22 protein-coding genes, 1 tRNA gene and 2 pseudogenes are annotated in these 22,657 nt (G+C 60.1%); 14 read left to right on the top strand and 11 right to left on the bottom strand.

Annotation, left to right across the window (positions count from 1 at the left end; translation table 11 throughout):
- Window positions 1–342: 342 nt before the first annotated feature.
- The 3 genes from EOA29_RS42785 to EOA29_RS04040 all read right to left on the bottom strand — a co-directional run bounded on the left by EOA29_RS42785 (window position 343) and on the right by EOA29_RS04040 (window position 2,108).
- Window positions 343–786: a DUF982 domain-containing protein gene (locus EOA29_RS42785; RefSeq protein ID WP_245468401.1), complete on the bottom strand. Its 444-nt coding sequence runs from the start codon at window positions 784–786 to the stop codon at window positions 343–345.
- A gap of 186 nt (window positions 787–972) precedes the next feature.
- Complete coding sequence (locus EOA29_RS04035) at window positions 973–1,719, bottom strand: DUF4336 domain-containing protein (RefSeq protein ID WP_126095058.1); 747 nt, start codon at window positions 1,717–1,719, stop codon at window positions 973–975.
- Between the two features lie 185 nt (window positions 1,720–1,904).
- Entirely contained in the window at window positions 1,905–2,108 is a 204-nt protein-coding gene (locus tag EOA29_RS04040; protein WP_126095057.1) for a hypothetical protein, read from the bottom strand.
- Between the two features lie 256 nt (window positions 2,109–2,364).
- On the opposite strand from EOA29_RS04040, the pseudogene EOA29_RS04045 reads away from it, so the two are divergent.
- From EOA29_RS04045 to EOA29_RS41165, 8 genes and pseudogenes are all read left to right on the top strand, one after another.
- Window positions 2,365–3,096: pseudogene (locus EOA29_RS04045) on the top strand (aldehyde dehydrogenase family protein); the annotation flags it as partial.
- 465 nt (window positions 3,097–3,561) lie between these two features.
- On the top strand, window positions 3,562–4,833 hold the full coding sequence (locus EOA29_RS04050; protein ID WP_127220256.1) for an ABC transporter substrate-binding protein: 1,272 nt from the start codon (window positions 3,562–3,564) through the stop codon (window positions 4,831–4,833).
- A gap of 159 nt (window positions 4,834–4,992) precedes the next feature.
- The gene (locus EOA29_RS04055; protein WP_126095055.1) at window positions 4,993–5,865 is read left to right on the top strand and encodes a branched-chain amino acid ABC transporter permease; all 873 of its coding nucleotides are present in this window, start codon (window positions 4,993–4,995) and stop codon (window positions 5,863–5,865) included.
- Window position 5,866: 1 nt separating this feature from the next.
- Entirely contained in the window at window positions 5,867–6,859 is a 993-nt protein-coding gene (locus tag EOA29_RS04060) for a branched-chain amino acid ABC transporter permease (protein WP_126095054.1), read from the top strand.
- Window positions 6,856–7,593: an ABC transporter ATP-binding protein gene (locus tag EOA29_RS04065; RefSeq protein WP_126095053.1), complete on the top strand. Its 738-nt coding sequence runs from the start codon at window positions 6,856–6,858 to the stop codon at window positions 7,591–7,593. Before EOA29_RS04060 ends, EOA29_RS04065 begins: the two co-directional genes overlap by 4 nt.
- On the top strand, window positions 7,590–8,303 hold the full coding sequence (locus tag EOA29_RS04070) for an ABC transporter ATP-binding protein (protein WP_126095052.1): 714 nt from the start codon (window positions 7,590–7,592) through the stop codon (window positions 8,301–8,303). The genes EOA29_RS04065 and EOA29_RS04070 overlap by 4 nt, the downstream gene beginning before the upstream one ends.
- Window positions 8,304–8,926: 623 nt before the next feature.
- On the top strand, window positions 8,927–9,058 hold the full coding sequence (locus EOA29_RS43745; RefSeq protein ID WP_281059634.1) for a hypothetical protein: 132 nt from the start codon (window positions 8,927–8,929) through the stop codon (window positions 9,056–9,058).
- Window positions 9,059–9,711: 653 nt separating this feature from the next.
- A complete protein-coding gene (locus tag EOA29_RS41165; protein WP_189350208.1) occupies window positions 9,712–9,858 on the top strand; it encodes a hypothetical protein in 147 nt (48 codons plus the stop codon).
- A gap of 278 nt (window positions 9,859–10,136) precedes the next feature.
- Here the strand turns inward: EOA29_RS41165 and EOA29_RS04075 are convergent, their stop codons facing one another.
- The 3 genes from EOA29_RS04075 to EOA29_RS04085 form a co-directional block, all read right to left on the bottom strand.
- Complete coding sequence (locus EOA29_RS04075; protein ID WP_127220257.1) at window positions 10,137–11,534, bottom strand: hypothetical protein; 1,398 nt, start codon at window positions 11,532–11,534, stop codon at window positions 10,137–10,139.
- A gap of 1 nt (window position 11,535) precedes the next feature.
- On the bottom strand, window positions 11,536–12,693 hold the full coding sequence (locus tag EOA29_RS04080) for an MFS transporter (RefSeq protein WP_127220258.1): 1,158 nt from the start codon (window positions 12,691–12,693) through the stop codon (window positions 11,536–11,538).
- Window positions 12,694–12,843: 150 nt separating this feature from the next.
- Complete coding sequence (locus tag EOA29_RS04085) at window positions 12,844–13,578, bottom strand: helix-turn-helix domain-containing protein (protein ID WP_245468402.1); 735 nt, start codon at window positions 13,576–13,578, stop codon at window positions 12,844–12,846.
- Between the two features lie 424 nt (window positions 13,579–14,002).
- Here EOA29_RS04085 and EOA29_RS04090 point away from each other — a divergent pair, with 424 nt between their 5' ends.
- The 3 genes from EOA29_RS04090 (at window position 14,003) to EOA29_RS04100 (ending at window position 16,335) form a co-directional block, all read left to right on the top strand.
- Window positions 14,003–14,998, top strand: a complete 996-nt coding sequence (locus tag EOA29_RS04090) for a class I SAM-dependent methyltransferase (RefSeq protein ID WP_127220260.1) — start codon at window positions 14,003–14,005, stop codon at window positions 14,996–14,998.
- Between the two features lie 147 nt (window positions 14,999–15,145).
- Window positions 15,146–16,045 (top strand): LysR family transcriptional regulator, encoded by a 900-nt coding sequence (locus tag EOA29_RS04095; protein ID WP_127220261.1) that lies wholly within the window; start codon window positions 15,146–15,148, stop codon window positions 16,043–16,045.
- Window positions 16,046–16,092: 47 nt separating this feature from the next.
- Window positions 16,093–16,335, top strand: a complete 243-nt coding sequence (locus EOA29_RS04100; RefSeq protein WP_245468403.1) for a hypothetical protein — start codon at window positions 16,093–16,095, stop codon at window positions 16,333–16,335.
- A gap of 403 nt (window positions 16,336–16,738) precedes the next feature.
- Here the strand turns inward: EOA29_RS04100 and EOA29_RS04105 are convergent.
- The 4 genes and pseudogenes from EOA29_RS04105 to EOA29_RS04115 form a co-directional block, all read right to left on the bottom strand.
- Window positions 16,739–17,545, bottom strand: a pseudogene (locus tag EOA29_RS04105) (IS256 family transposase); the annotation flags it as partial.
- A complete protein-coding gene (locus EOA29_RS04110; RefSeq protein WP_245468404.1) occupies window positions 17,546–18,748 on the bottom strand; it encodes a site-specific integrase in 1,203 nt (400 codons plus the stop codon). It abuts the pseudogene before it with no gap.
- A gap of 118 nt (window positions 18,749–18,866) precedes the next feature.
- Window positions 18,867–19,049, bottom strand: coding sequence for a hypothetical protein (locus EOA29_RS41170; RefSeq protein ID WP_189478810.1), 183 nt, complete (start codon window positions 19,047–19,049; stop codon window positions 18,867–18,869).
- Between the two features lie 14 nt (window positions 19,050–19,063).
- The gene (locus EOA29_RS04115) at window positions 19,064–19,540 is read right to left on the bottom strand and encodes a hypothetical protein (protein WP_126095050.1); all 477 of its coding nucleotides are present in this window, start codon (window positions 19,538–19,540) and stop codon (window positions 19,064–19,066) included.
- Between the two features lie 416 nt (window positions 19,541–19,956).
- On the opposite strand from EOA29_RS04115, the gene EOA29_RS04120 reads away from it, so the two are divergent.
- Both EOA29_RS04120 and EOA29_RS04125 read left to right on the top strand, forming a co-directional pair.
- Window positions 19,957–20,178 carry a DUF6471 domain-containing protein gene (locus EOA29_RS04120; RefSeq protein WP_126095049.1) on the top strand — a complete coding sequence of 74 codons (222 nt, stop codon included), beginning with the start codon at window positions 19,957–19,959 and terminating at the stop codon, window positions 20,176–20,178.
- 356 nt (window positions 20,179–20,534) lie between these two features.
- Window positions 20,535–20,720, top strand: coding sequence for a hypothetical protein (locus tag EOA29_RS04125; protein WP_189478811.1), 186 nt, complete (start codon window positions 20,535–20,537; stop codon window positions 20,718–20,720).
- A gap of 273 nt (window positions 20,721–20,993) precedes the next feature.
- Here the strand turns inward: EOA29_RS04125 and EOA29_RS04130 are convergent.
- Window positions 20,994–21,070, bottom strand: a tRNA-Pro gene (locus EOA29_RS04130).
- Window positions 21,071–21,362: 292 nt separating this feature from the next.
- Here EOA29_RS04130 and EOA29_RS04135 point away from each other — a divergent pair.
- On the top strand, window positions 21,363–22,657 hold a 1,295-nt coding region (locus EOA29_RS04135; protein WP_245468405.1), incomplete at its 3' end, for a mannose-1-phosphate guanylyltransferase.

The following is a 22,657-nucleotide window of genomic DNA, read 5'->3' on the forward strand; positions in this document are numbered from 1 at the left end:
GTACGGTGCACGTTACGGAGTCCCTTGCAGGTTGGCTATCTATCGACCGCCTAGCTTTTCCATGTCCTCCCGGTCCTGTTCCGTTGGTCGAGCAGATCGATCAAGGCTTTGCCTTCGGGTGAGCCAGGTCCGCGGGCCATGAACGTCTCGATGTCAACCTCGGAAGGTTGACCGCCCGAGGCCCGGTTTGGCTCATGCCTCACGAAAATCTCGTCGCGCTCGCCGACCCCGACCAGCCAGCGGTCGCCGCTCGAGCTTGTGTAGAATGCCCGGGACGGGTTGGACATTAGAACGTCCTTTGGCCTGTCTGCCAACGACCTGACGAAGACGGTCGTCTTCCGTTTACTGCCCGACCAGAATACCAGCCTCGCGCGCCGCCAAAGCGAACGCCCGCCGAACGCTCGATATGGGCTTTTTGTCCGCGCTGGCATCGTGGCAGGCCTGGAGCGCGGCGCGATGTGACGGCCCACGCTTGCCCGGCCGCTTCCGAAGCAGAAATGACGAGCATTCATAGACGTCGGTGATGACCGTCTCGGGGTCTTGGGTGCTGGCCCGAACCGTCACCGGCTGAATGAATTTGGGATTTTGCATTGCTGTCCATAGGGCATTGCCACACGGATAGCGAGGCAATTCTATATCTCGCTCGGAATTCCCAGCCGAGCTCTTGGTGTTCGCGACCTTCTCCTCTTCGATCGACGAAACCCTACGCTTGATCTTGTTTGCGCAGACGGCATGCCGTCTTGGCGCTCGCAGAGAAGGAAACTTCCTCATCTCGCGCACGTTCACGGCGGAGCGACAGTGGAGGCGATGGCGCGCCTTCCGCGATGCGAGCCGTTACCAGAATGGCGCCTTTCCAGATGGCTGGCCCAGAACCAGACTGTCCGCTGCCGGCCCCCAAACTGCCAGTCAGCAACGCCCAATTGTCGTTATGAGTCGGGGCGGCGCCGATACCCGAAAGCTGCCCTTTGTTCATCAGGAGCGCTCACCAAAAATTCTGCGAATAATCTCGTCGGTATCTGCATCAAAACAGCGCCCATGGCTCAACAGGACTCGCCGGGGGCGCCAAGAGCGAATTCTTTCGGCAACGACCGCCGCTCTATGGCGCTGGAAGAGGAGCGGCAGACGCATTCCAAAGAATGTCCGGCCGTGCGGGTAAGCCATGCCGGAAAGCTTCGTGGCCGTCCTCCAAGGCTCATCCATTTTGTCCAGTTCCAGGTTGATGATCGTGTCCGCGAGGATGAGGCTTCGGGTTTCCCTGTGGAAGAAGATGAACTCCTTAAAATACCCACCGGGAAACAGCATCTGGTCTATGTCCGTGCGCCACTCCTCCGGCGGGGTCTGCCTGAGGTCGCGGTCAAATCGAACGCGGATATGCCGTGCTTTCGCTCGTTTGCGCACACCCGGCGACGCCCACGTGAGCGCCTGGGGAAACGCCTCCGCCCACTCTCCTATGTGAGCGTAATGGAACTGGTTCGGAGAAATGAGGTGGCGGACCTTCCCAAGCCTCTCAAGCTCGGTCGCCAGCTTGGTATCGAACTTAGTGGGCGAATGAAGGAACAGATCACCGTTGGACAATCGGACGACCGTCATCCGAGTGGGGTGCGGCAGTGGAAGCCTGACACCGGCAATGATCACGTACTCGAATGGTCCGTCAACGATGCCGATGTTCGGCCCGACGGCTTTGTAGATGTTGATCGGTTCATAGAGTGATGCGGCCATTGCGGACCCCACCCAACAATTGCATCCCCTCGCCGGCCTGTTCCGGCGGTGTCGTGAACGCAGTGCAGCATTAGCTCGCAGCTGCGTTCTCGAATATTGCAGCAGGCTCTCCAACCGAGCCAGATTTGGCCCGCTGCGATGAAAAGTGCGGCAACATAGGCTGTCGATCGGTTCCCTAGAAATTGTCAGGAATTGGAGTCGGTGTCTGGTGTCGACTGACCGTTCTCTTGCAGCACCTGATTTTGCAACATGTCGAGCGCACCAGTCGCAGCCGCTAAGTCAAGGTGCGACAGAACGAGACCGCCTAGCTTTGCGACCTCTCCGGTGGCGACATCAAAGACTTCCCACGACCCATCCGACCCTTCGCGCTTTGCATATTCCTTGCCCATGCGTTTAGCCTCGTCAAACCCAACGCCAGGACAAGGCGAAGGTTGCCGGTCAGAGAGCGGCAAGGTCGTTTGCTGACGATCGGCCGCTGTTACGGATGCGCTCAATATGGGGCAGTAGAGTCTCGCCGTTCTCTCGCCGGATCGTTCGCGTGTTTTGCGCTGATTTACGGGCGGCCCGACGGGAATCGGTGGGGTCGTCTTTGGAGGCGGCGGCGCCCGCCGCGTTCCATCAATTGGTAGTGGCGGCGGCCCGCAACGGATCCTGCTGCGCGAGGCCGCCAACCGGGTCATCAGTTGTCGATGGAACTCGGTGGCAACGCTCCTTTTATCGTGTTCGATGATGCGGATCTGGAGGATGCCATAGCCGGCGCCATGGTCGCCAAGATGCGCAACGGCGGAGAAGCCTGCACTGCAGCGAATCGCTTCGATGTCCAGCGCGGCATCTACGACGCATTTGTCCGCCGCCTTACCGAGGAAATGTCGTCGCTTTCAGTGGGGCCGGGTCTTGAAGCGAAGACCCAGCTCGGACCTTATTACAGCGACCGCGGTGGAGAAGGTCGATCGCTTATTGAAGGATGCCGTTGCCCGTGGGGCGCGTATCGAAACGGGCGGTAAACCGGGGTCTGGCGAGGGCTTCTTCTATCCTCCTACAGTGCTTGCTGACGTATCTCACGATTCCGATATTGCGAAGGAGGAGATCTTTGGACCAGTCGCAGCGGTATCGCCCTTCGATACGGAAGACGAGGCTGTACGGCTAGCGAACGAAACCGAGTATGGCCTCATATCCTACGTCTTCAGTGGTGATCTCAGGCGCGCCCTGAGCGTCGCCGAACGTATCGAAAGTGGGATGGTCGGCATCAATCGGGGCGTAGTCTCGGACCCGGCAGCGCCGTTTGGAGGGATGAAGCAAAGCGGGCTCGGCCGGGAGGGAGGGCATCATGGCCTGCTTGAATATCTCCAACCAAAATACATCGCGACCAACTGGTAGCGACATGACCAGACCCGGCAACTGGGATCGAAAACGGCCGGCACTGCGCTCACATATGGCAAAATTTGCGAGCAAAATGGCCCCAAAATTCCGCCGCCTGACAGAAAGACTGCAAGGAGGAGAAAATTGTCCAGGCGACGGCTCAGATATGGGAACTGCCAGGTCGGGAGCTATATATGGATTTGGCGAACCGGCGATCGAGTTAGGTCTCGCACGATCGGCCTGTCGGGCTGGAGTCCGTGTACGTCAAATCGATCTCGTCCGCATGAAGGGAGTGTGAATTCAAGCTGCTCGCGAGATTGGCCGATGAGGAGAGTCGTCTTCATTTGAAACCGGCTTCGACACTGAGCGACCGGGCGCTGCCCAAGACGAAGTAAAAGTGCCACCGAGTTTCCAATTGGACCATCGATGGAAAGTTATCGAAAACGGCATCACCGCCATGACAAGCAAGGGAGGATTTGCAAAATGGCTCCAATCGACCGTTCTTTCTCGCGCCGTCGGTTCCTTGGCGGCAGCGCCATGGCCGTCACGGCCGGTGCACTGGGCATGCCGTTCGTGCGAACGGCGCGCGCCCAAGCCGCGACCTTCAAGGCCGGCGTGATTACCTCGCTCTCGGGCGAGAACATTCTTGGCGGCAACCTGACCAAACAGGGCTATGACCTTTGGGCGGACGCGATCAACGCCAAGGGCGGCGTAGAGGTAGCTGGTGACCGCTTCAAGGTCGAGATGTTCTACGGCGACGACCAGAGCAGCCCAGCGACCGGTGCAGACGCCGCCGAGCGGCTGATCGTGCAAAACGGGGTCGATGTGCTGTTCGGTCCCTACACCAGCGGCTCGACCATTGCCGTACAGCCGATCTGCCAGAAGTACCAGGTGCCAATGATCTCTGGTTCGGCCGAATCGCCCAATGTCTGGAAGGCGAAGCCTGAGTTCAATTTCGGCATTATCCCGGCGGTCGATACAACTTCGGGCCTGTCGCTCGGCGTGCTGGCGAAGCTTTCCAAACCGGCCGCGAAGACCGTGGCTGTGATTAGCGTCAACGAACCGTTCTCGAAGGAGACGGGCGAAGGTTTTCGCGACGGCGCCAAGGCCGCCGGCCTCGAACTGGCCACCTACGAGCTGGTACCGCCGGAAGGGGACCTCACGCCGGTCATCTCCAAGATCGCGGCGCTCAATCCCGACATCATCGCGGTCGGTGGCCATGAGGAGGTACTGATCAATGTGGTCAAGACCTCGAAGTCGCTGAACTACCGGCCGAAGGCGCTGATCATGCACTACGGCATCACCAATCCGGCCTTCGCCCAGGCGCTCGGCGCCGATGCCGACGGCACGACGGGCGTGGTGGTATGGCTGCCTACCGTGTCCTACAAGGACGACGTATTCGGCACGGCCAAGGACTTCGCCCAGATAGCGCAGAAGAAATTGGGAGGCGAGCCGGACTATACGGCCGCCGCCTGCGCGGCCAGCGGTCTGGTGCTGGGCGATGCGCTGAAGCGCTTGGGCAAGAAGCCGGCGCTGACGCCGGAGAACCGGGTGGCGTTGAAGGATGCTATCGCCGAAACCGACATCCAGACCTTCTACGGGCCGATCAAGTTCGAGAAGGACGGCCCGCACTACCACGACAACATCCAGCCCGTGCCTGTCCTGGTCCAGATCCAGGGCGGCAAGACCGTCGCGGTCGGGCCGAAGGAGGCTGCGGCAGCCGACTACATCTACCCACTGCCGGCCTGGAAATAGGCGTGCCGGGCAGATGCGGACGGTTTCGCCGCCCGCATCTGCCGATGGGTGCGGCACCGATTGCGTATAGCTTTAAAACGATGGACCGTTCCGCTTCGCCCATCCGGGCTTGCCAGAATAATCCACCTTCCCGTTCCCTGACGAAAAACGGATGCCGCCTTGGATCTTTTTCTCCAGACCTTGCTGAATGGCCTTCTCATCGGCGGTGTCATCGCCACCTTTACCATCGCCTTCCAGCTCGCCTTCGGCGTGTTGCACGTCATCGACTTCGCGGTCGGCGGGTGGGTCGTGCTGGGCGGCTATCTCGGCTACTATATCACCGCATGGCTCGGCCTCGACGGCTTCATCGCGATCCCGCTGGCTTTCGTCGTGTTCGGTGCCCTCGGCTATCTGATCGGCCCGGTGCTTTACAATGTTCGTAAAAGCCGCACGGCGCGGCCGGAGTTGATGGCTCTGGCGCTCAGCTTCGGCTTGTTCACGCTACTGCGCGGCGGCATGCTGACAGCGTGGGGCTTCAATACCCGCAACGTCACAACCACGCTGAGCGGCGAAAGCCTGGCGATCGGCCCGGTCACGGTTCCGTTGATCCGGGTTGTGGCGGCAGTGTTCGCCGCGGCGATCGCCGGCGGGCTCTTCCTGTTTCTCTATCGCACCCGCTACGGACTGGCGATCCGCGCGACTGCCGAGAACCGGCACAACGCCGCGCTGATGGGCGTCAACATCGGGCGTTTGAGCGCCAATGTCTATGGCCTCTATGCCGGCATCACCGCCATGGCCGGTGTCCTGATGGGGGCGATCTATTCGGTCAATCCTGAGGTCGGCTTGCGCTACACACTGTTTGCCTTCTTCGTGGCCGTGCTTGCGGGTCTGGGTTCAGTCGAGGGCGCGCTGGTGGCGGCGCTTTTGCTGGGCGTCATCGAAGCTTTCGTCTCGACCTATGTCGGTTCCAGCTATTCGCTGCTGGCGATCTTCACCACGCTGTTTTTAGTTCTTTTGATATCCCCGCGCGGGATCTTGCGGCGGGGACTCTGATATGGCGCTGTTACCGACCAACCCGCAATGGCGAGGCCTCGTTCTCCTCGCCATCATCATCGTCGTGCTAGGCGTCCTGCCCTGGACGGTGAATAATTACTGGCTGCGCATTGCCACTGGCGCGCTGATGTGGGCGGGGCTCGCTTGCTCATGGAATATGCTGGGCGGATATGCCGGCTACATCAATTTCGGCCAGTCGGCCTTTTTCGGTCTCGGCGCCTATGTGACCGCGTTCCTGATGGGCGATCCGTTCGGCTTGCCTTTCTCGGCTACCATTCCCGCCGGCATGGTGGTGACCGCATTGTGCGCGATCATCATCGGCGCACCGACACTGAGGCTGCGTGGCGCCTACTTCGCCATCGCCACCTGGGCCTTTGCCGAGGTGCTGATCCAGTTCGCTTCGGCGATGGACTTCACCGGCGGCATCGGTGGTATCGGACTGCCCCCGTATCTCAACGAACGCTTCTTCTATTTCGCCATGGTCGGTGCTGCCGCGCTGACGTACTTCCTCACCTGGGCGCTGTTCGAGCGTTCCCGCTTCGGGCTGAAGGTGAAGGCGCTACGCGACCACGAGCCAGCGGCAGAGGCGATGGGCATCAACACGGCCCTGGTCAAGCTGCAGACTTTCGTGCTCAGCGCTGTCACGGCGTCCGTCTTCGGCGCCATCTTCGCTTACTGGGTCACCTTCATCAATCCGAAGTCTGTTTTCGGCGGCGACATCACCGACCAGATGGTGGTGATGGTGTTGCTGGGCGGCCTGGGCACACTGTGGGGACCGGCCATCGGCGGCGTCGCGTTGTTCGTCGTGAACCGGCTGATTTGGATGTATTGGGGCGACACCGCCTTCTACATCGCCATCCTCGGCACCGCCATCGTCTTGGTGGTGCTGTTTCTGCCGAACGGCATCGCCGGGCTGTTCGCAAGGCGCAAGAACGACGCGCTGGACAAGGTCCTGGACAAGCTGGCCGGCAGCGGTGGGGGAGGGCACCCATGAGCGGCGGGATGCAGTCGGCAGCCGATCCGATCCTGAGCGTGCGTGGGCTCTTTAAGCATTTCGGCGGCATCAAGGCCGCCAACGGCGTCGAGCTGGCGGTCGGGCGGCGCGAGATCGCCGGACTCATCGGCCCCAACGGCTGCGGAAAATCGACGCTGTTCAGCCTCGTCTCCGGCGCGGTGATGCCGGACAAGGGCGAGATCCGCTTCGACGGCCATGCCGTCGCCGGAATGAGCGCGCACAGGATCGCCCGGCTCGGCCTCGCCCGTACCTTCCAGATCCCGGCCCTGTTCGACAATATGACGGTGACTGAGAACCTTCTTGCGGCAGCGGCGGAAGGTCACTGGCAGGGCGCACACGAGCGCGCGGCCGAGACCCTTTCCCTCCTCAGGCTCGAGCATGTTGCCGACAATCGCGCCTCGGACTTGTCCGGTGGTCAGCAGAAGCTGCTGGAATTTGGCCGCGCCGTCATGCGGCAGGCATCGCTGATCCTGCTCGACGAGGTAACGGCAGGAGTCCACCCCAACATCCGCAAGATCATCCTGGAAGCGATTGCCCGTCTCCGCGAACAGGGCGTGTCCTTCCTCGTCATCGAACATGACATGGAGATGGTTCGCAACGTCTGCGACCGAATCATCGTCATGGATTCGGGACGGGTGGTAACCAGCGGCGCCTTCGAGGACATCGTGCGCAATTCTGAAGTCATGCAAACCTACCTGGGGCGCCCGCAATGAGCACGCTGGCCTCCGAGAACATCGTCACCGGCTACGGCAAACAGGAGATCGTTCATGGCATCTCGTTAACGGCCGAGCTCGGGAAAATCACTTGCATCTTCGGGCCGAACGGCTGCGGCAAATCCACATTGCTAAAGGCCATCGCCGGGGCGCTGCCGGTGTGGAGCGGCGCCGCCCGCCTTGGCGAGACCGTGCTGTCCAATCTGCCAGTGCACGAGGTGGTACGGCAGGGGCTGGTGCTGATGCCGCAGGGCGGCGGCGTGTTCCCGCGCCTGACGGTGATGGAGAACCTGCGCATGGGTGGTTACGCTATCGCCGACAAGCGGCTGGTGGAAAGGCGCATCGAGACATTGATCGGCCAGTATCCGTCGCTGGCTCGGCGGCGCAAAACGGCGGCCGGCGCGTTGTCGGGCGGCGAGCAGGCGATGCTGTCGCTGGCCCGCGCGCTGGTTTCGGAGCCGCGCTTTATCCTGCTCGACGAGCCTTCCGCCGGCCTATCGCCGGCCATGGTGATCGAGACGCTGGAGCGCATCACCACGCTGACGAAGCAAGGAATCGGCATATTGATGGTCGAGCAGAACATCCGTGAAGCCATGCCGATCGCAGACAAGCTCTACATCTTGGCCGCCGGCTCGAAACGCTTCGAGGGCAGCCCGCAAGACGTACGCGACGACCGTCAGATTATGGACATTTACATGGGTGGAGTCTGAAGTCTCGAAGCTGACGTCATCTTCCCAGTCGTCTAGGAACGACGCAGTCTTTTCAAGCCAAAGGGGCGAGGTGCGCGAGACGGTGTAATCGAAGGCGTCGAGATGCCGAACGGTGAGAAGTCTGCCCGGGATTTTTCTCCTCAGTTCCGGCTCGAAGTCATGGTCTGATATTGCTCCCTGGGGATCGGAAGGAATGACGGTCCCATATCTTCGCCCCTTTGATTAATACGCCCAGAATGCGCACCAGGATACGCATTGAATTCGACGAACCGACGCGTTCGTCGAAGCAAGATCGTTCCGTCTGCATGTCGTTGACGCGACGGATGGGATGTCGCCGCCTTGCTGATCAAGGCTCACACGGGCAAGGAAGTCGCCCGTACGCTCAACATCAGTCTACCCACCTGGTCCCGCAAAATGCAGGTCACGAGCGCGCCAGATTTGGTCCGCCGCCTCGTCTCTGGCTGAGGTTTGACGGACCTGGTGAAGCCGTCGCTGATGCGTCGAGCCCGGCAAGTGTCCTGCGCCACAGCTCCTCATGGGCGTCGTCGGTCATGTAGGCCGCGTGCGCTGTGAGCGTCACGTTTGTCGAGTTTGCGGTAGGCGCTTTCTCCAGGAATCGGTTCTTGCGGGAACACGTCCAAGCTTGCATGGTGCTCTATTGCCATGAATGCCGCGACGCCGGCCGCGATGACCGCAACCTGCATTTCAGCAACGATGCGGTGACGCCGAGCAAGCGCAAAGGCTGGACGCCTTGAAGCGGGAGCGGCCCGGCAAGCCAGTTCAGGAAGACCCGCCGGGCCGACCGGTGGCTGGAACTACCAACAAAACCGCGCACCGGCTGGGCGCATTTATATCAGCTCTCGGGAGAGCATTCCGTCATGCGAATGAAGGGGCCTGGCCTTACGGATTCACGAGCAGGCCAAGCCATAGCGGCCCGGCAAACTGGCGGGGTAGGCCAGCACTCTGCCGGGCCTGGCCGGTGTGGGTCGGGGGACGGGCACCGGTTGTTTGATAGTATATGCGCTATGGCTAATGTGCGCAGCATGCGAACGAAGGACACCTTGCGGGCGCCGCCGGAATCCGCTCTTCTACCTGTCGCTAGTCAAATTCGGATCGAGGTTCTGGTAGCGTCCCAAATGGCCGTCCGACTGGTGGTTGTCCTGGCGCTTCTTTCCGCCCTTCGCCTACGGATCGCGAAACTCGTGGAACGCTATGGCGGGTTGGCGATCGGCCTCTGCGTGTGAGCAACTGTCTGCTCAGGCCCGAACGCGCCGCCTTGAAAGCCCGAATCTAAGGCGGGTTAGCTGCAGCTGAGGCGGTCAGATAGAACATTAGGATGGGCTAATCGTTCATCCTTCCGCAGGAGGGAGATACGATACGCAAGCTCTGGAGTAACGTTGACGAGTGGATGGCCGAAGCTGATCGCTTCGCCGATCGCGAGTTGAATAATCTCACAGACCATCAGCTCTACCAAAAAGCCAACGATCTGCTCGCGGCGCGGGCAATCCTGCGCGAGTTTGAGGCAGAATGGTATGGCCGGCTGGAAGTTCCTTAGTGTCAGGGCGGTAGGATAAGCAGCACTATCGCAATGCGCAGGCCTTGGACGAAACGCCAACCTTCAGCGTTGCGCCGGTCAGGCCGGCACCGGCCGCAGCAAACAGAAGTTTCTCACCCGGTCGAAAGGGACTCCGGACGGCGCTCAACGCGAGCGCGCGACCTCCCGCTCGTGATCCCTGCTCACCACACGCGCCCATCTCGCGCAGCGGGCTCGTTCAACGGCCCCAATCAGACGTTCGATACATCGCTGGTATATGACGTTTGGCGCATCTCTGCTTAAGCAAAAGCCCATTCCGTATCGGCCGTGGTGATCACCTGCTCTTGCAACCGTCGGTGAAGCTCTTGCCACGACGTGTCCGAAACAAAGCTGGTCATGCGTCCACAGGCTTCAGTTAAAGGCATATTGCGGAAGCGGTCGATGATATCGCTGGTTTCGCAAGTGCGTTCATTTCGGATTAATTCGAAAGGGTCGACATCGCATTCAATTACTCGATGTCCCCAAGCGCCCGGTATGTCGTCTGTCGCGAGAGCGTGTCGAAGATCGCTATCCCCCCCGGCGGCTTCCAGCGCTCGGTACAAGACGTAGCGCATTAAGGGAAAATAGACCGGCTGATGACTCCCACCTAGAGCGCGCACGCCCGGCAAGATCGACAAGACTAGAAACATGAGGAACAGGTTGGGGACCAGGCTGCGGTTTGCCAGTTGCTCGACGATATCGGGAGCAGCGAAGCGAGCCACCTTCGTTCGGGTTGCCACATTGATGAGTTCGCCACCCACCAGCCGCAATGGCAGCCGCCTGCCATTTTCATAGAACCAAAAGAAATCCGTACCGCGAGCGAGCCAGCCACCCCACGGGCCTGCCAGCTTGTCGATTTCGGCAAGGATGTTCATTGCGAGCTTTGGGTGGTCCAGCAGCCTCGCCCGTAGCCAGGAATCCTCCTCGGACAGGTGGTCCCCCACCAAATCGGCCATGTCCTCGTCATCGATCTGCAGGAACGCAAAACGGTCTCCGAAGAGTTTTGGCCAAAGGCTGAGATTAGCTGCCTTGATGGCGTGAGCCGGCCGCTCGAATTGGCCCTTCGGCATGAGGTTTTGAAGTAGCGTAAGCGCGTCTCCCTCAGCGCCTTGCTCCGCCGGCACCAGTTCCAACCGATAGGATCCAGGCCCGGTCAGGAGGCTGAATCCGATCATGCGGTTTCGGCTGAGGCCGAAGACGTTGATCGACCTCCTGTCCACCGTCAGCCAGCCAGGGCCCTTGCGAGCCTTTTCAACGAGGCTCACCGTCGAAACAGCATAGGACACGTAGGTCGAGCAACCATGAGCCGAGAGGCCAACGAAGCTAAGAACATGCGTGTAGAACGCTTCCGGATCCAGAAGAAGAAGCAGATGAGGCCCTGTCTGCAACACACGGCGCTCTTCGAACTCTCTACAGATTTGTGCGACGGCATCGATCGGCAATCCGTTTCGCTTTCCTGCATTCTCGATCGTACCGCGCAGCTTGGTTAGGGCGTGCCGACGAATGTCCGGCATAGTTTTCGAAGCTGGCACGTCGAACAGGCGGAACGCATAGTCGCGGAGCGGTCGGGAGTAATACGGTTGCATCCATGGGTAGAGCGTTGCCAGTGACCTGAGGACCGCCAGTTTGGCATCCGCATTTGTTGCTAGCTCGCCCACGTCACGACCCGCTCGTATGCTGCGCGATGCCGATACTCAATGCAGAAACGCTAATGATGAGCATCACGCCGAAACTGAAAAAAATCATCGAAGGGATTACGCTGCCCCCCAAAATGGTCACGATGCCGAATATGACCAGCCCAAATCCGACAGCCAGACTATGCATGGTACCTTTCGCTCGGCCCAACATCTTATTGGATGCACGCGACTGCAGTGTGACCTCGATGCTGACGCGGCCCATATTGTAGAGGAGTCCAAGCGCGGCAAAGATCGTCAGTGTCCAAGGCCCGCGCAGGAATATTAGCGCCATCAGCGCGAGCGCAGTTGACCACAAGAGCATGAGATGCAGTGTATGAGCGCTTATCCCCCTTGTCAGCCTGACTAGAAGGACCGCTCCGATCAGCGAGCCCACCGACCACGCCGCTTCGACGTGGCCGAAATCCACAGCGTTACCCTTCAGTTCTTCGAAAACAAAGCTTGATCCCATCACACTGACCAACACCGCGCCTCCATAGAGGAGCGCATACACGGCAAAGAGGCGAAGAAGGTGCAGATCGAAGTTGATTGCAAAACTGTTGGCCCTGCAGACGGCGTTCGGCGCCGAGGCCAGGCGCAGTGAAGACAGGCTGGCCGCTGAAACAACGAAGAAACCGGCAAGGATGATGAACATCAGGGCAGGGGAGTGCTCACCGAGCAACGGACCAACAAGCAACGCTGCCCCTAAACATCCGAATTGCGTGACGAAGAAGACGGTGGAATTTGAGGCTACGGGATCGCTGCCTCGCGCCACGAGGGGGATCATTGATTGCGAGCTGGTAAGAGCAACACGATCACAGAATGCGAAGGGGACCGCTGAGAGGCAGATCGTTACAAACACGTCCAGATAGAGAAGCGCGCTAGCTGTGGCGAGCACGGCGGCAATGCGGCTGAGGTCCGCCGCGATATTCAACCGTTGTCGATCGAACCGATCCACCGCCGCGCCGACCAGAGGGCTCGCAACAAACTCGACCACGCTGACAATCGCAAGCAACGTCGCCACGCCGGCACTTCCGTGCCCTGCCTCGACAAGCATCCATGCGGATGCAATGTAATAGCCATTTCGCCCGACCGACGCCGATAACGTGCTGGCCAAGAATCCGAGGAACTCTCTGGACTGCATGAACGGTCTTTTGTCACGATGAATTCGCACTGTGTCTGACATCGGCTGCCACCCAACCATAGGGCCACACGTCATACTCACTCCGGCGGTGTCTGCTTTACCGTGATGGCGGACTTTTCAATTCCTTGCTGAAAAAGGAGATGTGTCGGGCTAAATCCTGCACTTGCGCCGAAATTCTATCGGGTTCGTTCCGAAGGCCCGTTTGAACGCGGTCGTGAAGTGGCTCGAGTTGGCGAAGCCGCACTCCAGAGCGATTCCGGTTGCCGACAAATTCGTGGATCGCAGCATATCCGCGGATCGCTCAAGTCGGCGCCGTGCAATGAATGCATGCGGCGTCATACCTGTCGACTGTTTGAAGGCCCTACTGAAATGAAACCGGCTGATGCCAAGCTCCTTTGCCAGGTCGGCCAGTGTGGGCCCGCCGTCAGACAATGACTCGATCATTCCCACGACGCGTTTGAGATCGAAGGCCGAAAGACCGCCTTTGACCGGCTGATGGCCGGTTTGGTTCAACCTGACCATCTGCACGAACAACTGCGTGACCTGACTCTCCACCATCGTCACGCTGATCGGATCGGGGAACCTGAGCTCGGCCGCTATTTTTTGCAACGCCATTTCCATGGTGCTGTCACGAAATCCGATCCATGGTGGCACCTCCGCCAGGCGGTAGGACGCCGATCCCTCAAAAGTCTGTTCGGCAAATTCCCGTGCGATCGACACAAGCAGGTACGACGCTAGGGCGTCACCCTCATCCCAGCCAGTCCATTCGCTTTCGGCTGGAATATAGATTATCGAGCCGGGCCGCCTTACGGAGAACGAAACCCGGCGCCCGTTAATGAAGTCTTCTCCGCGCCGCGCCGCACCTTTCAGATTAATCAAGAACATATGGCAGGTGTGCCCAATTCTCGTTTCCTGTCGTTCTAATCCTGTTCTCCTAATTAAGTCCGCTCGTATGTTTCCCCAGCTCTCATACTGGTGAGCTAGTGTCTGGTGCCGCGAGGGCCGTATCTTGTCCGGGTCGAGGCAAAAACGCTCCGCCAATCGGTCCGACCTCCTTGCTGTGAGTAGTTCGCTGTCCCCCCTTTTCTGTGCCTAATCATAGGTTGCTGGACAACTCACAAATAATTCAGGGTTGGTAGAAGATGTGGCTTGAGTGAAAAAACGGCAACTGAATGAAAGCGGTTTGTACCACTCCGGTCTACCCATTGCCTCGTCTATACTCGACCGTCTGAAATATTAAGCTAAGCTAATCTTTATTTCGCTGTCGAGATTTAGGCGTCTCACTCAGACGGTTGTGGGAGGCACTGCAATGCGAGGACTCGACGATTTCCTGGCCGAATGCGACCATGGCCCACGGATCAACGAACTCACTGGCTTCTTCGCGGCGACCGCCGCTGGAGAGAGTGGGATGCCGATCCGCAAGCCCGTGGTTGATACCCGGCTTCTTCCGAGCGATGACCTGCTTCGCGGGCTGGTCGGCCTGCATGCCGCTCGCCAAGGCTTTTTCGACCAGCACTATCACGGCAGCATTCCTTACCGACTGGAGGAGGAGTGCCGGATGGCCTACGCCATGCTGAAATACGCCCGGTATTGTCAGACCCCGCTGTCGCTATACAGCCTCGGAACAGCCGAAGGCACTATGGCGAGAACCCTCTCCGAGTTGTCGGATGGACACATCCGTAGCCTGTCTTGCAGCCCCAACGCGGAAAATTACAAATGCTTCATGGCATATGGCGAACCGCCCGACGCCGAGTTTTTCGTCGGACCGTTCCATCGATTGACCAAGGAGGTTCTCTGCTCAGACGTCCGGCTCGCAAAATTCGCTTCCGGCTTCGATTTCATTCTGGAGGATACCACCTTCCAAATGTACTCGCCGAACAGAGTGAAGCAGATCGAGTTTGTGATGCAGCACCTGAAGGAAGGAGGCATCTTCGTCTTCGTCGAAAAGTTTCGGGCGGTGGACGAAAACGACTACGCGCGCCGGGAGTGGCAGAAGGATCTAGGCTTCAAGGCGCGGTACTTCCCGCAGGAGGAAATCGAGAAAAAGAGGACCGCCGTCCTGGCGACGATGTTCAAAAATGAGGTGACGCTGGAGGAGATGTCTCGCGTCGTGGGCGCGCATTTCAATCACTGCATCATAACGTGGAATAGCGGGAATTTCTGCAGCCTTGCAGCGAGCAACAGTAGAGAAAATCTAAATCTGTATCTCTCGCAAATGGCAGACCCGGCCATTCCAAATGAATATGTCTATGAAAACAACTTGTTTCGGGGGCTCGCCTTCGGTGCCGTCGAGCAAGAAAAATGATGCCTCAACGCATTGTCCAAGACTGGTTCACGGAACGCGGGGGCTTATGGATCCAGTTGATCGCAATTTCTCGCGGGGAGATGAGATCCGAACTCGTTGCGCGGAAACAGACATGACCCGCGACGATATCCCCAAAGCGTCTGATAAATGAAGCCAAATGGCAACGCCTTGCGGTTGCTGGCCTATGCCTTTGCAGCCGCGGATCACGGCAGCTTGCGGCAGGCGGCAAGAGCGCTGGGCGTTCGGGGGTCCTCTGTTAGCCGCAACGTTCTCAAGCTCGAACAACTTTTGGAGATGCAACTCTTCGAGCGCGATTTTCGCGGGGTTCGGTTGACCCAGACAGGTCGAGCCTGGACCGATGTTGCGCGGGCTCACTACGACGGCTTGCTCGACGCTTTCACCCACTGTACGCGCGATCACAAGGATGCAAAGACGCTCCGCGTTGGATTGTGTTGGGTGACAGGGGGAGAATTCCTCAAGCGTCTCATCGATCGCTTCGTCGCCATCTACCCGGACGTGAGCCTGACCATTGAGGATATTCCCACCGGGCAGTGCCTGGCAGCCATACGCCGCCGACGCCTCGACGTTGCGTTCACGTACGACCTCGGCCCCTTCACATCTTGCTGCACGGAGGTGTTTTGGCAGGAGCGCCTCTTCGTCCTGCTGCCGTCGCGTCATTTTCTTGTCGACAGGCCGGCGATCGCATGGTCCGACCTTGCGGAAATGTGCCTGCTCGTTCCGACCGGATCAGAGGGACCGCCGGTGGACCTGCGCCTGCTGCAGCGCATTGCGACGGATGGCGGCCCTGCTGTCCACACGTGCCGCGCGAACCAGGCGACGGTCATCCTCAAGGTGCAACTCGGACAAGGCGTCACTTTGGCCGCCGAAAGCTACGCCAGGACGGTCGCCGTCGATTCCGCGATTTGGAAGCCCGTAGAAGGCCAGAACAGTGTCAACTCAATCCGGACTGTTTGGCTGGATTCGAATCCAAAGGGCGTTGTCCACCGATTAATCGCCATTGCCAGGAACATGGCAGAGGCTCCATGACCGCGATGGTCGAGGCACGCGGGTATCGCAGCTCGCCCAGCTGATATGTGAGCCAGCACACGGTCGTCGCCGTCCCTCCCGACATCATGATTTTCTATCGATACCTCGCCGCCTGGTCGGCGATGATCGGCGACCTGGATACCGCGCGCTGGGCCGCGCAAAAGCTGCTGGCCGCCCGGCCGGGGTTCACGATAGAGCGATACCGGTCGCTGCCCATCTTTCGTAACAAACCGGAATGGGCGCGCCAGATGGTCGAAGCCTTGATCCAGGCGGGATTGCCCGAACGATGATATGGAGCAGGGCCACTTTTGCATTGTCCGCTTGGGGCGCGACTACGGCTCTCGCATTACGTCCCGCTGTCCGCTTTCGGTGCGAAAGGAAGGCGTAAGCCGCGGCATAGAGTTCATGGTGCTGGCCAGAGAAGGCCGTCAGAGCGCAACAGGGGCAAGGGCGACAAGGAATAGCGTTGCCGGGAACAGTTAGTTTCCGCTCTCGTTATTCCGTTGTTATTTCCCTTGTATTAGCCGAGCATTGGGATGGCGTGTAACCGTGCCTTTTTTTGGTAGTTCCAGCGATCCTCATGGTATGCTTGTCCGCGACCGGTCGTCTGTCTGGGGCTCAAAAGAATTTACGGGAAAGAGCTTTCCCTGATCTTGCTCGGCCCGACTATTTCGATGGTCGCGGGTGCGCATGCGGCAGGCAAAAGAAGGTCAGCGTGCGCTCGATGGTCTCCTCCACCCACGTCGTCAGCCTTGGATAGCGGCCCGACCATTTGGACAGCCATGCGGCGAGATCGGCTTTGGCCTCGGCGAGATCGCGCCGGTCGTAGAGCCAGCGCAGCTCCTGCAGGCAGTCGTCGCCATGTTTCCTCGGCAGGTGATCGAGCGCGTTCCTGAGGAAGTGGACGTAGCAGCGCTGCCAGGCGGCTTCGGGGATCACCTCGCCGATTGCCGCGACGAGGCCGGCATGGTCGTCGGACACGACCAGCTCGACGCTCTTGAGGCCGCGCGCCTTCAGCGCCACGAGAAAGTCCTTCCAGGCCGAACGGCTCTCGCGATTGGCCATCTCCACAGCCAGGATCTGACGCCGCCCGTCCACGCCGACCGCGATCAGCACCGCCTGGCTCATGACTATGCCGGCTTCGCGCACCTTCTCGTAGCGGGCGTCGAGGATGAGATAGGCAAACGGCTCCTGAAGCGGCCGCTCGGCAACGCTTCCAGTCTCTCGTCCAGGCGTTTGTTGATGGCCGAGATCGACGAGGCCGAGAAGGCATGGCCGCACAGCTCCTCGGTTATCGCCTTCACCTTGCGGGTCGACGCGCCCTGCACATACATCTCCGCCAGCCGCCACCCAGGCGCGCTCCGAACGCTGGTAACGCTCGAACAGCTCGGTGGAGAAGCGACCCTGCCCGTCCTACAAAACCCGCAGCTCGAGCTTGCCGACCCGGGTGACAAGCGTGCGGCCATAGTAACCCGAGCGGTAGCCGAGCCGCTCCGGCGATCAAGGATCCGGTGTCCCTCCCGCCATTCTCACGACGTTTTTTGGGAGGCTTCGCGAGCGCGACTTGGAGACGATCGCCTCGGCGGCATCCGCCTGAAAGTCGGGATGATGGTGACCATACGTCTGGATCAGTATCTCGACGGTCATCCCGAGAAAGCCGCCAGCCGCCCAGGGATCAGAGCCCTGTTGCATTAGCCAGGTAGCCGCCGTGTGGCGGAATATATGCGGCGTCACGTCCGTGCGGAACACACGCTTGATGCTGCCGTCCGGAGTTACAACATCGTCGTACCAGCCGAGCCCGGCAGCCTCGACCACTGAGCGGAAAGCTTTCTTAATCGATTGGACTGGCTTGCCGTTCCACTCCACGACGTAGTCGTGGGCGATCATTCGGCCGATGTTTGCGCTTTTGCCGCGCCCCTTGGTCTTGATCTCCAGCGGCGTGACCGCCCATCGCCGTAGATGGGCAAGCAGGCGATCGGGCAGGCGCACCGGCGGCTGGCGCTTTTTCGTCTCGAGGCGACCAGCTGCGCGACGATAGAACACGCCGCGTTCGAGGTCGACATGGCCTACTCGATCGGTCGGACGGATGGCGGCACCGCAGATCGCGGCCGAACGAGTGCCGGTATACAGCGCAACGAGGATAAAGCGCGCGACGTGGCGCCCTGTGCGGCGGTCGCTAGGCTGACCCTTCCAGGCCTGCCGCATGCGCCAGGCAGCGCGAAGCAACCTTGCTGCCTCGTCACGGGTCAGCCAGCGTTCCCTTGGAGCGGACTTTGGCGGCAGCACGATGGCCGGCGTCGAGGTCACATAGCCTTCTCGATGATAGTTGTTTAGCGCTGCCCGCAGGTCCTCCAGCTGACGCCTAGCGGCGGCACCGCCCCCGTGCGCTTTGGCATAGTCACGGCAAATCTTGCCGTCGATGTCACCAATCGTCATATCGGCGAACCAGTTCACCACAGCGACCATACGGCCGGCGGTCTCTTTGGGTTTGGCGTGACCGGACGCGACGTCCGTCAGGTAGACACTAACGGCGTCAGCTATCGCGACGGTAGCGGGATCACGACCGCGCTCACGGACCGGCTGGTACTTTTCGGTGATGTAACTCGCGAGCCGTTTTTCAGCGCGTTCGCGGTCGCCAGTGCCGCTGCAAGCGCTGATGAAGGTCGCCCCGTCGCGGATGAACCAGCCGGCCCGGCTGCGCAACGATCCGTCTTGCTTCCTGCTTTCGTCGCGCCAGACAAGGCGTGCCCCCTTCGAAGTCCTTGACATCTTTTCCTCATCTCGGTGATGGCGGCCAAGGTTACATACTCCTTGCCGGCGATCATTTCGGCGACCAACCGTCCGCATCTCGCTCCTTGCGTAGGCCCCGTGCCTCTTTCAGCTTTGCCGCCGTCCGCCTACCGCGCTCCTGCATCATCTCCTGCAGGCGATCGAACGGAATGGTCGGCACGAAGTCAACCGAGGCGAGGCCACCGTTAACTTGGTAAGTGAAGCTGAGCCTCATAGCCCCGACCAGTGTCACCTGCCGGCCAAGAAAGGACGCGAGCTCGTTGAGGCCGTGGCCGCCGACGATTTCCGAATAGTGACATTGCTGACCAGCTGCTCATAGCCCCTCCACCACATCAGCTCCCCAAGACCCCGCGACGGGACCGAGTCATAGGATCGGGCCGAGGCCGCATACCTTGCAAGAAAGTCTTCATCATACAGGATGCTGTGGTCACCTCGCGCCCAGTTGATTTCCGCATTGCCCTTCTGGTTGATCCGGGCGTCCAGAAAGACCCTGGGTTTCCTGTTCTCATCGCGCACAGCGGCGCTCCAGTTGGGTGGATCTGTCAGGATGGCGACATGCTCCCTGTTGAGGCCGCAGTCGTAGCCATCCCAGTCCAGCATCCACGCGAGTTCCTCGATCAGCTTGGATGTTCCGGCACGCTGGCGCTCACACGCCAAAGCCAGATAGTCAGAGCTCGAGATGGAAGGATCGAATGGTTCAGTCATTGTTAAAAAAAGTCCTGTGGAGAGAGCAGCTTGGGCGCCGTGGATTTCTGCTGTCAGATCGCTATGTATGTTAGGAGCGAGTCATCCGTTCGTATTGGCCCACGATGTGATGGTAGACTTCCGGGGCTTTGTAGCCGGCGTCCGCCATCAGGGTTGCTGCACGTTGCAGGGTTTCGATCGTTGGCTTGAGGGCGTGGGGATTCTCGTCGTCCTAATGCAGGTCCAGCTCTGAGGAGAGCACCTGAAGGAGAGCGGTCAGCACGTTTGCCGTTGTTTGGTCGAAGGTCATGTCGTGGGTTCCTTTGTAAAGGCAGTCGTTAATCAGAAACAGTGCGTTAGTACTGTCTGCGATACATAAGTACCGAAAAGATGACTTCAATGGGCCGCGCAAGATTTTTTTGCTGGAGAATGTTTGGGTGACCGAAACCGAGTGGGAGCGGCTGATAAGTGGTGTGTTGAAGGCTGAGCTAAAGCTCCGGGGCCTCAGCTACGCCGACCTCGCCGATAAGTTGGCTGCCATCGGCGTAGAGGAGAAAGTGCCCAACATTCGCAACAAGTTGTCACGCGGACGCTTCACCGCCGTTTTCTTCGCCCAGTGCCTCAAGGCGATAGGTTCGCAAAGGCTGAACCTAGACTGACCTCGTGAGCAGGATTGCGCCTGCGCATGGGACACCGCTCCTCCGGTGCCTTCATCCTGTCAACTCATTCACATAGGGCAGTCGCAGCCATGGGCGCTGGTGCGCGAGCCGGCCCAGGCGTTGGCGCCAGGGTGACTGCGCCGTTCATCGGCACTCTAGGCCCACTGGAATCGTAGAGGGACAGGATTAGGAGCCTCTCGACATACGAAGGATGCGAACTGACTGAAGGCAAATTAATCCGTCTTATCCCATAGTATCGCGCAAGTAAGGTTTGACGAGTTTGTCGTAGCGAGGCCGAATGCGGGTCGGACGAACATAATGAAAGCAAATATTTGACAGTTACAGAAGTCGCCGACTTGCTGGGGGTGCTCAAAGAGGACGTGCTGCGAATGGCTGAGCACGGCGTCCTGCCGCATCCGATCACCATTGATGGCGAACCGCACTTTCCTGAGGAGCCGATCTTGCGCCGACGTGAGGAAGAGGACGACGCCGTCCCCTCAGCCGGAGGAAGACCCCTGCCGACGACGACATCATCGGGCTGACGCCACCGTCCTTACGGCCGGATCTCAGACAGCTGCCGTCGCAGGTTGATCGAATCGTCTTGCGCAGCCGATGGACCGTTGCTGCCCGACCGCACTCAGTCTGCATCGGGAGACTTCGGACGAATAGCCGACTGACCCTTACGGTCCTCTTCCAAGTCAATCGACTGCCAGCGTCGCGACGCCGTGCTGAGCAGTGGAAACGCCTGTCGATCCATTCTGTGGGGATATCTGTGGGGTAGCGGAAATACCAAATCGCTAACCCATTGTTTTTTCTGGTCGGAGTGGCAGGATTTGAACCTGCGACCCCATCGTCCCGAACGATGTGCGCTACCAGACTGCGCTACACTCCGTGACCAGACGGCGGGCTTATAGCCGCCGCTTTCCGATCCTGCAAGCGGGAATGGCTGCACTTGTGTCGCATTTCTTTTGCTTTCACCAAACGCGGTTCGAAAGCTTCGGATTTCGCCGCCTGGCAACAGAGACCCAAAAGCTTGTACGATCGGTCCGGTCTCCAACCCGTGCTCGGAGTTTGGCCCAATAGCTGCGCTCCGTGTCTTGGCCATTCGCGGATTTCGAATCGGATAAACACCGCCTAAAAGCAGGTATGCTACTTATATCGATCAACTCCCGAGCGAGATCCGAATGAGCCAGCGTATCGTCAGTTTCGTCATGAGCGGCGGCGTCGGCTCGCGGCTCTGGCCGCTGTCGCGCGAGGACAACCCCAAGCAGTTCCATGATTTTTCCGGCGACGGCTCGATGCTGGCCAGGACCTTGCGCCGGCTGGCGGCGAGGCCCGGCGGAGAAACGCCGATCTTCCTGATCGCTTCCGAGCGCCATGCCGAGCGCGTTCATGCCGACCTTGCCGGCTTGGACCTGGCCGGCGGCGGCCCGCTGTTCGAGCCGACGGGGCGCAACACCGCGGCCGCGGTCGCGCTGGCCAGTCTGCGCACGCTCGCCGAATATGGCGACGAGTTGGTACTGGTGGTGCCGTCCGACCACGAGATATCGACACCGCGCCAATTCTGGCTCAGCATCGAGGCGGGCGCGGCGGCGGCCAACTCCGGGCGCCTGGTGGTCTTCGGCCTCAAGCCGGCGCAGCCCGAAACCGGCTATGGCTATATCGAGGTCGCGGCCGATAGGGGCGCAGTGTTCGACGTCTCGCGCTTCGTCGAGAAGCCCGATCTCGCCACAGCGCGGACCTATCTTGATGCCGGCACCTTCTACTGGAACACCGGCATCTTCCTGTTCCGCGCCGGCGCCATGCGCGATGAGTTTGCTGCCTTGGCGCCCGATATCTGGCAGGCGACCGAAGCGGCCTACAGGGCGGCGACCAGCGATCTTTCCGGCCTCTATATGCCGCTGGAGCTCTATTCCGAGATTCCCTCGATCTCGATCGACTATGCCATCATGGAGCGGGCGAAGGACATCGCCATGGTGCCGGCCGGCTTCCGCTGGAACGACCTCGGCTCCTGGCAGTCGCTGCTCGATGTCGGCCCCTCCGACAAGGACGGCAACGTCATCGTCGGCGATGTCGTCGCCATCGATTGCGAGAATTCCTACATCCGCGGCGACGGCCGGCTTCTCTCGGCCATCGGCATGAAGGACGTCGCCATCGTTTCGACGGCCGATGCCACCTTCGTCGCGCCGGTCAGCCGTAGCCAGCACGTCAAGAAGATCGTCGAGCAACTGGAGAAATCCGGCCGGCTCGAGACGAGATTCACGCCGGCGCATGACCGCGTCATCGAAAGCGGCGCCTGGCGCCAGCGCGTCCACCACTGGCTGTTCGACGAGACGCTGCCGCTGTGGTCGACGTCAGGCGTCGACGAGCGGCATGGCGGCTTCCACGAGGCGCTGGGCTTTGATGCCTCGCCGCTGATGAAGCCGAAGCGCATGCGCACGCAGGCGCGCCAGGTCTACGCCTTCGCTGTCGCCAAGGA

This window comes from Mesorhizobium sp. M1E.F.Ca.ET.063.01.1.1 (assembly GCF_003998155.1).
Classification (GTDB): domain Bacteria; phylum Pseudomonadota; class Alphaproteobacteria; order Rhizobiales; family Rhizobiaceae; genus Mesorhizobium.